The organism is Glycocaulis sp. (assembly GCF_050485565.1).
Taxonomy (GTDB): domain Bacteria; phylum Pseudomonadota; class Alphaproteobacteria; order Caulobacterales; family Maricaulaceae; genus Glycocaulis.
In genome coordinates this window covers 40,772-54,452 of record NZ_JBJHBQ010000007.1, presented here as the reverse complement: position 1 = coordinate 54,452, position 13,681 = coordinate 40,772, and the positions used below count along the sequence as shown (strand labels likewise).

Annotated in this window: 18 protein-coding genes; 3 read left to right on the top strand and 15 right to left on the bottom strand. The window is 63.1% G+C overall.

Translation table 11 applies throughout. The annotated features are described in order from the left end of the window. Positions 1–12: 12 nt before the first annotated feature. Entirely contained in the window at positions 13–1,377 is a 1,365-nt protein-coding gene (gene der, locus ACQ5ID_RS09150) for a ribosome biogenesis GTPase Der (RefSeq protein WP_429912142.1), read from the top strand. A 109-nt stretch (positions 1,378–1,486) separates the two neighbouring features. On the opposite strand, the gene ACQ5ID_RS09145 is transcribed toward der, so the two are convergent. Genes ACQ5ID_RS09145 through ACQ5ID_RS09110 form a run of 8 tightly spaced genes read right to left on the bottom strand, consistent with a single transcriptional unit; the run spans position 1,487 to position 9,778 of the window. Beyond that, complete coding sequence (locus ACQ5ID_RS09145) at positions 1,487–2,200, bottom strand: SDR family NAD(P)-dependent oxidoreductase (RefSeq protein ID WP_429912141.1); 714 nt, start codon at positions 2,198–2,200, stop codon at positions 1,487–1,489. Further along, positions 2,197–3,675 carry an amidophosphoribosyltransferase gene (gene purF, locus ACQ5ID_RS09140; protein WP_429912140.1) on the bottom strand — a complete coding sequence of 493 codons (1,479 nt, stop codon included), beginning with the start codon at positions 3,673–3,675 and terminating at the stop codon, positions 2,197–2,199. Before purF ends, ACQ5ID_RS09145 begins: the two co-directional genes overlap by 4 nt. A 20-nt stretch (positions 3,676–3,695) precedes the next feature. Continuing rightward, complete coding sequence (locus ACQ5ID_RS09135) at positions 3,696–4,289, bottom strand: CvpA family protein (RefSeq protein ID WP_429912139.1); 594 nt, start codon at positions 4,287–4,289, stop codon at positions 3,696–3,698. Positions 4,290–4,299: 10 nt separating this feature from the next. Further along, the gene (gene radA, locus ACQ5ID_RS09130; protein WP_429912138.1) at positions 4,300–5,670 is read right to left on the bottom strand and encodes a DNA repair protein RadA; all 1,371 of its coding nucleotides are present in this window, start codon (positions 5,668–5,670) and stop codon (positions 4,300–4,302) included. A 30-nt stretch (positions 5,671–5,700) separates the two neighbouring features. Beyond that, positions 5,701–6,450, bottom strand: a complete 750-nt coding sequence (locus tag ACQ5ID_RS09125; protein ID WP_429912137.1) for an ABC transporter ATP-binding protein — start codon at positions 6,448–6,450, stop codon at positions 5,701–5,703. A 7-nt stretch (positions 6,451–6,457) separates the two neighbouring features. Beyond that, on the bottom strand, positions 6,458–7,231 hold the full coding sequence (locus tag ACQ5ID_RS09120) for an MlaE family ABC transporter permease (RefSeq protein WP_429912136.1): 774 nt from the start codon (positions 7,229–7,231) through the stop codon (positions 6,458–6,460). Further along, on the bottom strand, positions 7,228–8,319 hold the full coding sequence (alr, locus tag ACQ5ID_RS09115; RefSeq protein ID WP_429912135.1) for an alanine racemase: 1,092 nt from the start codon (positions 8,317–8,319) through the stop codon (positions 7,228–7,230). Before alr ends, ACQ5ID_RS09120 begins: the two co-directional genes overlap by 4 nt. Then, positions 8,285–9,778 (bottom strand): replicative DNA helicase, encoded by a 1,494-nt coding sequence (locus tag ACQ5ID_RS09110; RefSeq protein ID WP_429912134.1) that lies wholly within the window; start codon positions 9,776–9,778, stop codon positions 8,285–8,287. The genes alr and ACQ5ID_RS09110 overlap by 35 nt, the downstream gene beginning before the upstream one ends. 155 nt (positions 9,779–9,933) lie before the next feature. Between ACQ5ID_RS09110 and ACQ5ID_RS09105 the strand changes: the two genes are divergently transcribed. Both ACQ5ID_RS09105 and ACQ5ID_RS09100 read left to right on the top strand, forming a co-directional pair. After that, positions 9,934–10,488 (top strand): RNA polymerase sigma factor, encoded by a 555-nt coding sequence (locus ACQ5ID_RS09105; RefSeq protein ID WP_429912133.1) that lies wholly within the window; start codon positions 9,934–9,936, stop codon positions 10,486–10,488. Beyond that, the gene (locus tag ACQ5ID_RS09100; RefSeq protein ID WP_429912132.1) at positions 10,481–10,855 is read left to right on the top strand and encodes a DUF6768 family protein; all 375 of its coding nucleotides are present in this window, start codon (positions 10,481–10,483) and stop codon (positions 10,853–10,855) included. The genes ACQ5ID_RS09105 and ACQ5ID_RS09100 overlap by 8 nt, the downstream gene beginning before the upstream one ends. On the opposite strand, the gene ACQ5ID_RS09095 is transcribed toward ACQ5ID_RS09100, so the two are convergent. The 7 genes from ACQ5ID_RS09095 to ACQ5ID_RS09065 form a co-directional block, all read right to left on the bottom strand. After that, positions 10,841–11,326, bottom strand: a complete 486-nt coding sequence (locus tag ACQ5ID_RS09095; protein WP_429912131.1) for a GNAT family N-acetyltransferase — start codon at positions 11,324–11,326, stop codon at positions 10,841–10,843. The two genes, ACQ5ID_RS09100 and ACQ5ID_RS09095, sit on opposite strands and share 15 nt — an antisense overlap. 90 nt (positions 11,327–11,416) lie before the next feature. Next, positions 11,417–12,010, bottom strand: coding sequence for a 50S ribosomal protein L9 (rplI, locus tag ACQ5ID_RS09090; RefSeq protein ID WP_429912130.1), 594 nt, complete (start codon positions 12,008–12,010; stop codon positions 11,417–11,419). A gap of 11 nt (positions 12,011–12,021) precedes the next feature. Continuing rightward, positions 12,022–12,279, bottom strand: a complete 258-nt coding sequence (gene rpsR, locus ACQ5ID_RS09085) for a 30S ribosomal protein S18 (protein WP_127565753.1) — start codon at positions 12,277–12,279, stop codon at positions 12,022–12,024. 12 nt (positions 12,280–12,291) lie between these two features. Continuing rightward, positions 12,292–12,642, bottom strand: a complete 351-nt coding sequence (gene rpsF / locus ACQ5ID_RS09080; RefSeq protein ID WP_429912129.1) for a 30S ribosomal protein S6 — start codon at positions 12,640–12,642, stop codon at positions 12,292–12,294. 148 nt (positions 12,643–12,790) lie between these two features. Continuing rightward, positions 12,791–12,952 carry a hypothetical protein gene (locus tag ACQ5ID_RS09075; RefSeq protein WP_429912128.1) on the bottom strand — a complete coding sequence of 54 codons (162 nt, stop codon included), beginning with the start codon at positions 12,950–12,952 and terminating at the stop codon, positions 12,791–12,793. Continuing rightward, on the bottom strand, positions 12,952–13,188 hold the full coding sequence (locus tag ACQ5ID_RS09070; RefSeq protein ID WP_429912127.1) for an RHS repeat domain-containing protein: 237 nt from the start codon (positions 13,186–13,188) through the stop codon (positions 12,952–12,954). Before ACQ5ID_RS09070 ends, ACQ5ID_RS09075 begins: the two co-directional genes overlap by 1 nt. Before the next feature lie 34 nt (positions 13,189–13,222). Next, a complete protein-coding gene (locus ACQ5ID_RS09065) occupies positions 13,223–13,681 on the bottom strand; it encodes a hypothetical protein (protein ID WP_429912126.1) in 459 nt (152 codons plus the stop codon).

Sequence of the window (13,681 nt, the reverse complement as noted above, 5' to 3'; positions counted from 1 at the left end):
GGAGCCTCTCCCATGTCTCCCGAACGTATAGCCAGCCTTGCCATTGTCGGCAGACCCAATGTCGGCAAGTCCACCCTGTTCAATCGTCTGGCGGGCAAGCCGCTGGCCATGGTTGACGACCGGCCCGGCGTCACCCGCGACCGGCGCGAGGCGCGCGGGCGGCTGGGTGATCTCGATCTGCGCCTTGTCGATACGGCCGGCTATGAGGACAAGGAAACCGGCATCGAAGTGCGCATGCGTCAGCAGACCGAAATTGCGCTGGCCGAAGCCGATGTCTGCCTGTTCCTGATCGATGGGCGTGAGGGCGTTACCGCGCTCGACCAGCGCTTTGGCGAGCTTCTGCGCCGTGCCTCCAAGCCTGTGATCCTTCTGGTCAACAAGGCGGAAGGCAAGCAGGGCGATGAGGGCATTCTGGAAGCCTGGAATTTGGGTCTGGGCGAGCCCATCCCCATTTCGGCGGCCCACGGCGAGGGTATGGGCGATCTCTATCAGGCCATCCGCGGCGCGCTTGGCGAGGCGGGGATTGATGACGGGCCGACGCCTGATGCCGATGAGGAGGAAGGCGCGCCCTTGCGCATTGCCGTGGCGGGGCGGCCCAATGTCGGCAAATCCACCCTCATCAACGCGCTGATCGGGCAGGAGCGGCTGATTACCGGGCCGGAAGCGGGCCTGACGCGCGATGCCATTGCCGTGGACTGGCTGTGGGACGGCCAGCGTGTGCGCCTGCACGACACGGCGGGGCTTCGAAAGCGCGGCAAGGTGGATGACAGGCTGGAGCGCATGAGCGCGGCTGACACGCTGCGCGCGATCAAGTTTGCCGAGATCGTATTGTTGCTGGTCGATGCCGAACATCCGCTGGAAAAGCAGGACCTCACCATTGCTGACCGCGTGGAAAGCGAGGGGCGTGGCCTGATCGTTCTTGTGACCAAATGGGATCTGGTCAAGGAGAAGCAGGCGATGCTTGCCGAGCTGCGCGAGGAGTTTGAGCGCATGCTGCCGCAGGTGCGCGGTGCGCCGCTCATTCCTGTGTCGGCGCTGACCGGCTTTGGCCTCGACAAGATCATGCCGGCGGTCGTCGCCCTGCATAAAAACTGGTCGGTGAAGGTGAAGACGCGCGACCTTAATGACTGGCTGGCCGAGATGGTGGCCCGTCACCCGCCGCCTGCTGTCGACGGCAAGCGCATCCGCCCCAAATACATGGCCCAGACCAAGGCCCGCCCGCCCACTTTCGTGCTGATGGCCTCGCGCGCAGGAAAATTGCCTGATAGCTATAAGCGCTATCTGGTCAATGGCTTGCGCGAGGCGTTTGAATTGCCGGGTGTGCCGATCCGCCTTATCGTGAAGGCGGGGAAAAACCCGTATGCGGATAAGGGGTAGGGGGATTTGAAACCCCGGAAGCGCGAAACGCTATCCGAGGCTTCTCTCCGCATCACCTGCAACAGGTCCCGGATCGGCTGCGCCGTCCGGGAGTTCATGGGGCTTGAGGCTAACCGGCCCTTATCACTTCGCCATGGCGTGTCTCGGCAGGCGAGGACAGTTCCACGATCAGCGGCGTGACGGTTTCGGGCAGCGGCACGCTTTGCGGGTCTTCGCCCGGTACCGCGCGGGTGCGCATGGCGGTGCGCATACGGCCCGGATCGAGGAGGTTTACGCGGATCGTGCCGCCCGCGAGTTCTGCGGCCCAGCTCTTCACCAGTGCTTCGAGGCCCGCCTTCGACGCGCCATAGGCGGCCCAGTAGGCGCGGGTCTTGGCGCCCTCGGAGGTGGTCACGAAAATGGCCCGGCCAGCGTCTGACTTGCGCAGGAGCGGCTCGAACGCGCGGATCAGGCGGGCCGGAGCGACGAGGTTCACCGCCAGCACTTCGTTCCAGGTCTTGGACGGTATCTGATGGGCGGGCATCAGCTTGCCTAGCGCCCCGGCATTGGCCACCAGAATGTCCAGCTTGCCCCAGCGCTCAGCGATGGCTTCGGCCAGCTTTTCGATGCCGTCCGGTGCCATCAAATCCATCGGCACCAGCGTGACAGAGCCGCCAGCGGCGCTGATTTCATCGTCGAGCGCTTCCAGCCCGCCGCGCGTGCGGGCGGTGGCGATGACATGGGCGCCAGCGGCGGCAAGGGCCTTGGCCGTGGCATAGCCAAGGCCGCGCGAGGCGCCGGTGACGAGTGCCACGCGCCCGGAGAGGGAGTTGTTTTCGGTCATGCGTCCACGAGCAGGGAAAGTTGCTGGTCCTTGGCGGAGCTGGCCCGGTCGCGGTCTGCGAGCCGGGTGGGATACTCGCCGGTGAAGTAATGGTCGGCCAGTTGCGGCTGAGCGTCATTGCGCGGTGCGTCGCACACCGCCCAGTAAAGGCCCTCGACAGACAGGAAGCCGAGCGAATCGCATTCCAGCAATGCCTGCATGCGTTCGGGGTCATGGCTTGCCGCCATCAGCTCCTCACGCATCGGCATGTCGATGCCGTAAAAGTCCGGATGGGTGATGGGCGGGCAGGCCGAACGGAAATGCACTTCGGTGGCTCCGGCCTCGCGCACCATGCGCACGATTTTCTTCGAGGTCGTGCCGCGCACGATGGAATCGTCGATCAGCAGGACGCGCTTGCCTTTCAGCACCGAGGCATTGGCCGCGTGCTTGCGCTTCACACCCAGATCGCGCTTGGCCTGTGTCGGCTGGATGAAGGTGCGGCCCACGAAGTGGGCGCGGATGATGCCCAGATCGAAGGGTTTGCCGATCTTCTCGGCATAGCCCAGCGCCGCGGCGATGCCGCTATCGGGAACCGGCACCACGACGTCGATATCGGCGGGTGTTTCCTCGGCCAGCCTGCGGCCCATGCGCTTGCGCGCTTCATAGACCGAGCGCCCGGCGATTACCGAATCGGGGCGCGCAAAATAGATATATTCAAAGGCGCAGGGGCGCGGCGGGCGCACCGGCGCGTAGCGCACGCTCTCAATGCCATTATCGCTGATGATGACAGCCTCGCCCGGTTCGATCTCGCGGATCAGGCGCGCGCCGATCATGTCCAGCGCACAGGTCTCGCTGGCGAGGATCACCGCCCCGTCCAGCTCGCCCATGACCAGCGGGCGGATGCCGAACGGGTCGCGTGCGCCGATCAGCTTGTCATTGGAAATGGCGACCAGCGCGAATGCGCCTTCAACCTGTTTGAGCGCGTGAAGCAGCCGGTCAGCCGATTTGGTCTTGCGTGAGCGGGCAGCCAGCTGCAGCACGACTTCGGTATCGGAAGTGGACTGGAAGATGGCGCCAGCCTGCACCAGCTCCTCACGCAATATGCGCGCATTGGTCAGATTACCGTTATGGGCGATGGCGAGGCCGCCGCCGCGCACATCGGCGTAAAGCGGCTGCACATTGCGCAGCACCGGCGCGCCGGAGGTGGAATAGCGCACATGGCCGATAGCCATGGAGCCTGCCAGCTGGTCGAGCCTTACCGGATCGGTGAAATGGTCGGCGACCAGCCCCTGATGGCGCTCTGAATGGAAGCGGCCATTATCGTAGCTGGTAATGCCGCACGCTTCCTGACCGCGATGCTGCAGGGCCTGCAGTCCGAAGGCGGCCAGTACGGCGGCCTTGTCTGCGCCGCGTACCCCGAACACGCCGCATTCTTCGCGCGCTCGGTCGGTTAGCGGATCATAGGTGAGGGTCGGCAAAGGGGGTAAAGCGGACATCCGAACCTCGATAGAAGCGGCTAATCGGGATTTGTGGACCGGATAAGCCTGTCCAAAGCGTCGCGGTCAAGGTCTTCATCAGTAGGCGGCGCATCTTGCGCTTCACTTTCGCGTGCGCCTTCGGCCCAAGAGCCTTCCGGAGCAAGGCGTTGCAGCAATTCTGCCGTGGCGTTGGCCAACGGATAAACACGTGCGCCCTGCAGCCATTCGGGCTGCGCGCCGGGCAGGGTGTTACGGAACACCAGCACGAACAGGCCCAGAAGGACGAGGCCGCGCACCAGTCCGAAAACGAATCCCAGCGAGCGGTCGATGACGTTCACGTCCTCACCTGCCTTGGCGTTGGGCTGCAAGGAGGAGGTGACGAAGCTGACCGCCAGATAGACCAGAATGAACACGCCCGCGAGGGCGATGATGTTGGCGATCAGCGGCGAGCCGGTCAGCCCTTCCAGCAGACCGGCAAAGACCGGGCGGCTCCAGAGCGCGGCCAGCGCGGCGGCGACAAAGGCGGCAATCGTCAGCGCCTCACGCACGAAGCCGCGCATGAGCGCCAGTATGCCTGACACGAAAAGCACCAGAAGTGCGAACAGGTCAAAGCCTGCAAGACCGGCTTCCATCGCAATCCCCCTATTGCGGTCCCGGGTCGAGCCGGGAGACCAGTGTATGCACTGTATCGATCCCCGTCACCTCCAGACCGGCGCCTTCGACGCCCGCCGGTACAATGGCGCGGGAAAAACCGAGCTTTGCCGCCTCTTTCAGGCGGGCTTCAGCCCGCCCCACAGTGCGCACATCTCCTGACAGCGCAATCTCGCCGAAGACGACGCCTTCAGCAGGCAGGGCGATATCGAAAGCGGAGGAGACCAGGGCGGCAGCCACAGCCAGATCAGCGGCCGGTTCGGCGATTTTCAGCCCGCCTGCCACATTCAGATAGACATCCTTGCCGCCAAACCCCAGCCCGCAGCGCGCCTCCAGCACGGCCAGCACCATGGCGAGGCGGCCCGAATCCCAGCCCACCACCGCCCGGCGCGGCGTGCCGAAGGCTGCAGGGGCTACCAATGCCTGTATCTCGGTGAGGACGGGGCGTGTGCCTTCCATACCGGCAAACACAGCGGCACCGGGAGCTGCGCTGCCGCGGCCATCAAGAAAGAGGGCGGAAGGATTGGCGACCTCGCCCAGCCCGGAATCATTCATTTCAAAGACGCCGATCTCGTCGGTCGGTCCGAAACGGTTCTTTACCGCGCGCAAGATACGGAACTGGTGGGAGCGCTCGCCCTCGAAATAGAGCACCGCGTCGACCATGTGCTCGACGACGCGCGGGCCTGCGATCTGGCCGTCCTTGGTGACGTGGCCGACAAGGACCACCACCGTGCCGCGCTTCTTGGCGAAACGCACCAGCTCCTGCGCGCAGGCGCGCACCTGAGCGACTGTGCCGGGCGCGGCCGCCAGCTGGTCAGACCACAGGGTCTGGATGGAATCGAGAATGGCGATGGCAGGCGGATCGGCTTTCAGGCCATCGAGAATGCTTTCCAGCGATGTCTCTGCCGCCAGCGCCACTGGCGCATCGGCAAGACCCAGGCGGCGCGCGCGGCGGCGCACCTGATCGGCGGCTTCCTCGCCGGAGATATAGACCGCGCTATGACCCTTCAGGGCGAGACGCGCTGCGGCCTGCAGGAGAAGCGTGGACTTGCCGATGCCCGGATCACCGCCCACCAGCACCGCAGAGCCGGGCACCAGCCCGCCGCCGGCCACCCGGTCAAATTCGGCCATGCCGGTCTCAAAGCGGGGCGGATCATCGGTGGCGCTGCCCAGATCCACCAGTTCCAGCCGCGCCCGGCGTCCGGCAGAGCGTTTGGGCACGCTGGCTTGCGTGCCCAGAGGGGCCGACTGGGTTTCTTCCTGCAGCGTGTTCCATGAGCCGCAATCATCGCAGCGCCCGGCCCATTTGGCATGGACCGCCCCGCAGGACTGGCAGACATAGACGGTGTCGGAACGGGCCAAATCAGGTCTCCGGCTGGCGCGTGAGGCAGTTTAATCGTCGATCGAGCGGCCTTGCACGAAGGCGCACACGGCCGGATCGGCGCAAGAATCGATGCCGTCCAGCCCGCCGCGCCAGCGTATCCTGCCATTCTCGATCATGGCCACCTCGTCGGCGATCATGCGCATGGATGCCATGTCATGGGTGATGGTCACGGCGGTGGCCCCCAGTGATTTCACCTGCCGCACGATCAGCCGGTTGATGACGTCTGCGGTGACCGGATCAAGCCCGGTGGTCGGCTCGTCAAAGAACAGGATGGCAGGCCGGGTGACGATGGCGCGCGCCAGTGATGCGCGTTTCAGCATGCCGCCTGACAGCTCGCGCGGGGCGCGGTTTGCCACATCGGGTTCAAGGTCCACCTGTTCGAGCGCCTCGATGGCGCGGGCGCGTGCTTCGGCGCGCTTCATCTTGTGGGCTTTGAGCAGTTTGAAGGCGATGTTTTCCCAGACGGTGAGCGAGTCAAACAGGGCGCCTGACTGAAAGAGCATGCCGATCTGGTTGAGGCCGGGATCAGACGGGTCGCCGGGCCTGACCTGCTGGCCGTCAATCTCGACATGGCCCTTGTCCGGCGCGATCAGCCCCAGCGCGGTCTTTATCGTCACCGACTTGCCGGTGCCTGATCCGCCGATGATGACCAGCGATTTGCCCTCGTAAGCGTCCAGCGACAGCCCGTCGAGCACGGTCCGGCTGCCGAAGCGCCTGGTCACATTCTTCCACGCGATTTTGACGGTGCCGCTCATCATCGCCCCCTTACACGAACATCGAGGTGAGGATGAAATTGGCGGCGAATATCAGCATGGCGGCTGATACGACAGCATGGGTGGCGGCCCGGCCGACGCCTTGTGCGCCGCCTTGCGCGTGATAGCCGTGATAGCAGCCCATCAGGGTCAGCAGGAAGCCGAACACGGCGGCCTTGATAAGGCCGGATATCACATCCCAGCGTTCGATAATGTCTGCCGAATTGCGCACATAGACAGTCGGATCAAATTCGAGCGTCGTGATGCCAACCAGAAATCCGCCGAATATGCCGACCACGTCGGCCACCAGCACCAGCAGGGGCAGCACGACGATCCCGGCCAGCACGCGCGGCACGACGAGATAGCGCATCGGGTCGATGGTCAGCGTGTGCAGGGCATCAATCTGCTCGGTTGCGCGCATGGCACCGATCTCGGCAGCGATACCTGAAGAGACCCGCCCGGCCAGCATCAGTGCCGCGATGACCGGGCCCAGCTCGCGCACAATGCCAAGGGCTACGATGTTGGGCACAAAGCTTTCCGCGTTGAAGCGCTCCCCGCCGACATAGATATTCAGCGCCAGCGCCGCGCCGGTAAACAGCGCTGTCAGGCCCACCACCGGCAGGGACAGAAATCCGATACGCACCAGCTGCTGGGTGAACTGGCCAAAGAAGAATGGGCCGATGATGGCCTGAATGGTGTGGCCGGCGAAAATCGCGATGGCACCAATGGAGCGCAAAAGCGAAAGCACGCCGCGCCCGAGCGCTCTGACGGGATTAAACACTGTCATCGTCCGCTATACTCACGCTTCAGCCGGCCCCCCAGCCGGACCAGCAATTCATAGCCGATAGTGCCGGATGCTCCAGCGACGGAGCCAAGATCTTCTCCGTAGAACTGCATGCGCCCGGTCTCGCGGGCAAGGGCTTCATGGCCGGTTATATCGATGGCCGTCAAATCCATCGACACCATGCCGGCGACCGGAACAGAGATGGTGCCAAGCCGGGCTGTGCCTGACTGCCAAGCCGCGCGCGGCAGGCCGTCCGCATAGCCGAAACCGGCAATGGCGATCGTGCGCTCGCTCTGCGCGACATAGCGCGCGCCATAGCCGATCGTATCGCCTGCAGGGACGGAACGGATTTGCAATATGGGCGCATCAACATGCAGGACGGGCCGGAACGGTTCGGCGCTCTGGCTGGCCGGATTGATGCCGTATAGCCCGACGCCGGGGCGCACAAGATCGAAATGATAGTCCGGCCCCAGCAACACCCCGCCAGTATTGGCAAGGCTGGCTGGGATGCCCGGGAAGGCTTTGAGAACATCATGGAAGCGCGCCAGCTGGCGGGCATTCATCGGATGGCTGGTATCGTCCGAGCACGCCAGATGGCTCATCACGAGACGCAGGCCGGCCTTGTGCGCTGCGGGCAGGGCGAGCGCTTCGTCCACCGTCAATCCCAGCCGGTTCATGCCGGTATCGACATGCAGGGCAAACGCCCCGCCACCTTCCTGGTGAAAGGCACGCAGGCTGTCTGATGAACCGATGACCGGGATCAGGCCATGGCTTGCAAACGCAGCGTGAAGCCCTGCCTGAAAGCCGTTGAGGACATAGATCACCGCAGCCGGACCGAGCGCCTTGCGCAGGGCGGTACCCTCTTGCGGCGTGGCGATGAAATAATCGGTGCAGCCGGCATCGCGCAAAACGGCCGCAATCGGCTCAGCGTCCAGCCCGTAGGCATCGGCCTTCACCACCGCCGCACAGCGCGCGTTCGGGGCAATGGATGTCAGGACGGAGTAATTGTGGCGCAGCGCGGCCAGATCGACGATCAGACGTGCCGGTTCACTGGCGCTATTCGAGGCTGGAATAGCGTCCGGAGTCTTCAAGATCGGAGAATTTGGTCCGCTCAGGGTCAAACGCCACCTTCACCGCGCCAATCGGGCCGTGGCGCTGCTTGCCAATAATCACTTCCGCGAGCTTGTGAATTTCACGCAGCTCTTCCTTCCAAGCCAAGTGCTCGGCAGTTCCTTCTTTAGGCTCTGCGCGCTCATGATAATAGGCCTCGCGGTAGACGAACATCACAACGTCCGCATCCTGCTCGATGGAGCCGGATTCGCGCAGGTCTGAAAGCTGAGGCTTCTTGTCGTCGCGCTGCTCGACCTGACGAGAGAGCTGGGAAAGCGCGATGACCGGAATATCCAGCTCCTTGGCGAGCGATTTTAGCGCCATGGTGATCTCGGAGACTTCCTGCACCCGGCTTTCGCTGCGCCGTGACCCGCCGGTGATGAGCTGCAAATAGTCGATGACCAGAAGGTCAAGGCCGACCGTACGCTTCAGGCGCCGCGCGCGCGCTGCCAGCGCGCCAATGGAGATGCCGCCCGTATCGTCGATATAGAGCGGAATTTCGGAGATCTCTCGCACTTTTTCGCTAATTTCGGAGAATTGGTTCTGGTCAATTTGACCTTGCCGGATCAGATAGCCCGGGATGCCGGTATAGTCGGCAATCAGACGGGTTGAGAGCTGTTCGGCGCTCATCTCCAGCGAGAAAAAGCCGACCACACCGCCCTTGCCCTTGATGACGCGCCTCTTGCCGTCAGGGCCTTCCTCGAACTCGGCGGCGCGCGCCACCGCGAACGCGATATTCGTTGCCAGCGCGGTCTTACCCATGGAGGGGCGGCCGGCGAGGATGATGAGGTCGGAGCGATGCAGCCCGCCCAGCTTCGCATCAAGGGAGTTCAGTCCTGAAGCAATCCCGGATAGTTTGCCGCCCCGCTTGTAGGCGGCGGCGGCCACTTCCATAGACTGGGCCAGCGCAGCGGAGAAGGGCTGGAAGCTTTTCTGCGCCGTGCCTTTCTCGGCCAGGCTGAACAGTTCGCGCTCGGCGTTTTCGATCAGGCTGTTGGCATTGCCCTGCTCGCTGGTGTCGCGGGCCTGGGAGGAGATCGTTTCGCCAATGGTGATAAGCTCGCGGCGCAGGGCCAGCTCGTAGACAAGGCGCGCGTATTCCGGGGCGCTGACGCTATCAGGCGCCTCGCGCATCAGATCGACCAGATAGACCGGGCCGCCGAGCTGTTTGAGCCCGTCATCGTCTGCGAGGCGGTTTTTCAGCACCACCGCATCAGCCAGTGCGCCTGAACCGATCAGTTCGCGGGCCTTGGCATAGAGCCGGCCGTGGAACGGATCGTAGAAATGCTCCGGCAGGAGCCAGTCTGACACCCGATTGAAAATCTCGTTGTCGAACAGCAGACCGCCCAGAAACGCCTGCTCCGCCTCGATATTGTGGGGCGGGCTGGTCCCGTCTCCGCCATCACTGGCAAAGCTCATATCTGCGGTTTCTGCGGTCATGGGGAGAGGTGATACCGGATCGGGGCTGGCTAAGCGAGCGCTCAGCGGTGCGGCAATGTGGAACGAATCACCTGGGCTGTGGAAAACCGCGCACCTGATTGAACCGGATCGGCATTGCTGCGCACCTTTACCCTGAACGTGTGACAGGAAGCCCGATGCGCAAGCCCGCCGATTATGCCCTGGACGCCTTTCTGGCCGCCGCCGCGCGGGCCGGAGACCGGGACGCCCTGCGCCAGCTGGCAACGCGCTGGTATCCGCTGCTCACCGCTCATGCCTGGCGTCTGACCGGTGACAGGGATGTGGCGGAGGAGGCGGTGCAGGAAGCCTGGCTGGAGATACTGCGCGGGCTTGGCAGCTTGCGTGATGACCACGCCTTTGCCGCCTGGGCCTACCGGATCACGACGCGGCGCTGCGCCCGCCTGATCGCGCGGCGCCAGTCTGACAGGCGGCTTGCGCGGGCCGTGGAGGCCGAACCGCGTGAGACGGGCGCAGAGGACACCCACGATGAGGGTGATGGCGCACGCGTGAAGCGGGCCATGGCCGATCTGCCGCCCGACCAGCGCGCGGCTGTGGCGCTGTTTCACCTGCAAGGATTGAGCGTGGCGGAGACCGCCATCGCTCTGGACGTGCCGGCGGGCACGGTGAAGACCCGCCTGATGCATGCGCGGCGCAAGCTGCGTGACAGTCTCGAAGGAGGCAGAAATGAGTGATGTGGACCGCCTGATCGAACAGGCACTGGACGATGAAGACCGCGCACTGCGCGAGGCGCTGGGCAAGGAGCCGGGGTTTTTCAACCTCGCCTTCGGGCTGTTTTCGGGCCCGCGTGCCTGGGTGAACTGGATCATCATGGCTGCGCAGACAGCGATGTTTTTTGCCGGAGCATGGATGGCGTGGATGGCATTCGGCTCAGAGGCGCTGGCTGACATAGTGCGCTGGGGCCTGTCAGCGTCGACCTTGTTGCTGGCAGCGGTAATCCTGAAACTGTCGCTGGTGCCGGTGATGATGGAAAACCGTCTGACGACCGAAATCCGGCGGCTGGAGCTGCGCATTGAGCGGATGCGTTCAGAGCGCGCCTGAACCTGACCGGGCAAGCTGGAGTGTCATGTAATGATGCTCCAGCGTCACGCCGTGCAGGTTTACCGTTTCGGTGCGCACGAACTGCCAGCCGCGTTTTGTAAGGAAACGCCGCGCAAGATGGCTGGCGTGAACGGACAGACCGGCATGGCCGTCTGAGGCTGCGCGCTCCAGTAGTGCGTCATGCAGCGCGCCAGCTGTACCCCGCCTGCGCTGATCAGGCCGTACGAACAGCATGTCGAGATGGCCATTGGCCTGCAGGGCGGCAAAGCCCAAAGCGCCGCTATCGTCTGCCGCAACAAGGCAGGTCTGATCCTTCAGGCGGTCATGCAGGGCGGACGGGTCTGTGATCCGCGATGCCCATGCCTTCCTCTGCGCGGCCGAATAGAGCGGCGCACTGCCTTCCAGTACCGCGCTCTGGAAGATCGCCACCAGGTCGCTGGCGTCCGCGCGCGTGTAGTCTCGTATCAGCATGGGCCTCTTCCTTCTCCGCAAGAAAAAGGGCGGCCCCTTCAAAAGGAGCCGCCCCATATCTTGCAACAGGCAAGGCGTGATTTGCGAGGGCTATTCCTCGTCGCGATCACCGCCACGCTCATCGGCGCCCTCGGCAGAGGCTTCGGAAAGCTCGGCCGCTTGCGCATCGGCAAGGGCGCGGTCTTCTTCAGCCGCTGCGGCGATGACGTCTTCACCCTTGGCCTGACGTTCCGCCTCTTCAGGCGTACGCGCCACGTTGATGGTGATCTCGACGGTCACTTCCGGGTGCAGGACGAGGCGCACGGTGTGCACGCCCAGCGTCTTGATCGGGGTGTTGAGATCGACCATGGAACGGGTCACGGTCAGGCTGTCGCTGGAGGCCGCTTCCGCGATATCGCGCGAAGCCACCGATCCATAGAGTTGGCCGGACTCGGACGCCTGGCGGATCAGCACGAAGCTGGCACCGTCCAGGTGCTCACCTTCGGTGCGGGCCGCAGCGGCACGTTCGGCATTGCGCTTTTCAAGGATTTCACGCTCACGCTCGAAGCGGGCCATGTTGGCCTCGGTTGCGCGCAGCGCCTTTTGCTGCGGCAGGAGGAAGTTGCGGGCAAAGCCGGGGCGGACACTGACGACATCGCCAATGGTGCCAAGCTTTTCCACGCGCTCAAGAAGAACAACTTTCATGGGTTTCTCTCCTAATCGAGCGCGTAGGGCAGAAGGCCCATATAGCGCGCGCGCTTGATGGCGCGGGCCAGCTCGCGCTGCTTCTTGGCGGAGACCGCCGTGATGCGCGAGGGGACAATCTTGCCGCGTTCGGACATGTAGCGCTGGAGCAGCTTCACGTCCTTGTAATCGATGACCGGGGCGCCTTCACCCGAGAACGGGCAGACTTTCCGGCGGCGGGCAAACGGACGGCGCACAGGCGCGCCGATTGTGGGGATATCGCTAGCCATGGATCGTATCTCCTACTGGCGGTCGCGGCGCTTGCGTTCTTCGCTCTTGCGAAGAACGGCGGACGGCTCGTCGGAGAGCTCTTCCAGGCGCACGGTCATGTAACGGATCACGTCATCGGAATAGCGCTGACGCGAATCGATGGCTTCGAGCACGTCTGCGCCCGCTTCCATGTCGATCAGGCCGTAATGACCTTTGCGGTTCTTGTGCATGCGGTAGGCCAGGGTGCGAAGACCCCAGTACTCGGTCTTGCCGACCTTGCCGCCTTTTTCCTCGATGAGGCCCTTAAGCTCCTCAAGGAGGCTTTCCACCTGCGCCGGAGACACGTCCGGGCGGGCAACGAACACGTGTTCGTAGTATGCCATGTTAAGTCCCTGTTTTCTGTGGCTGCGGCACAAGCTCTGCCAGGGAAGGCAGACCCCGCGATGGCTCTGGTCAGGCCCGCCCTGACACCATGTCAGGAACGGTGATGCCCACCAGACCGCAGCCGGTGAAGGCGGGGGACATACGCTATCAGCGCATAAAGGGCAAGCGGGAGGGACGGGAGAGGAAGCGGTTGAGGCCATCGACCGTGATCGTGACATCCTGATTGGTGTGGCCGGTAAAGGCATAGATGTCATTGACCATGGTGCGGCCCGCCTCGCCCGCAGGCGCGTCAGCGCCGAGGACGGGCATCAAGCAAGAAGCCCGATCTGGCCGGCCGCATTATAGGTGAGGGAGAGCGTCTGGTCGTTGGCCGTACCGGCCAGATCCTGCGTCAGCTCGAGCAAACGCCCGGCTGCGTCATAATCGAACCCGGTCACCACGCCATTGCCGCGCGTGATCGAGGTCACCCGGCCGAGATTATCGTAGGCGTAAGCGGCCAGCACCCCGATGCCGGATGTGGCCCCGTTCTCCCGGATATGGGTCAATCCACACCAACAAGTGAGGGTTTTAATAATACACTTAATTTAATCTGCCTGTGCAAATCCCATAAACCACAACCTCTTCATCATCCACTTGAAATATATGCCACCTATCTCTGAGTTCCGCATCCAATAAGGAGTCAAGCATTTCAGCGTCTCGGTTCTCAATGCGCGTCGTTACGAATGCCTCTTTTGAAGACAGAGAAATATTTCCTGCAGTAAGAAAATGGCGTCCATCTCGAAAATTCAAAAATACTACAATACTATCGTGATCAGCACCCTCTAAAAATTCCGCCCCCATTGCAAGCAAATTAGTTCGCGAAACCTCACTCCTATCCACCGCGTCCAACTCGTTTTCATTCGCAAATTCATGTAGAAATGCATTTAATTCTGATGTGGTTCTATTTTCATTTAAGCAAACAATTCGCGTCACTGACGGTGGTTGCGGTGCAACACAGGCAGTTAACATGAACCCGATTATAATCAAGCTGTGCTTCAT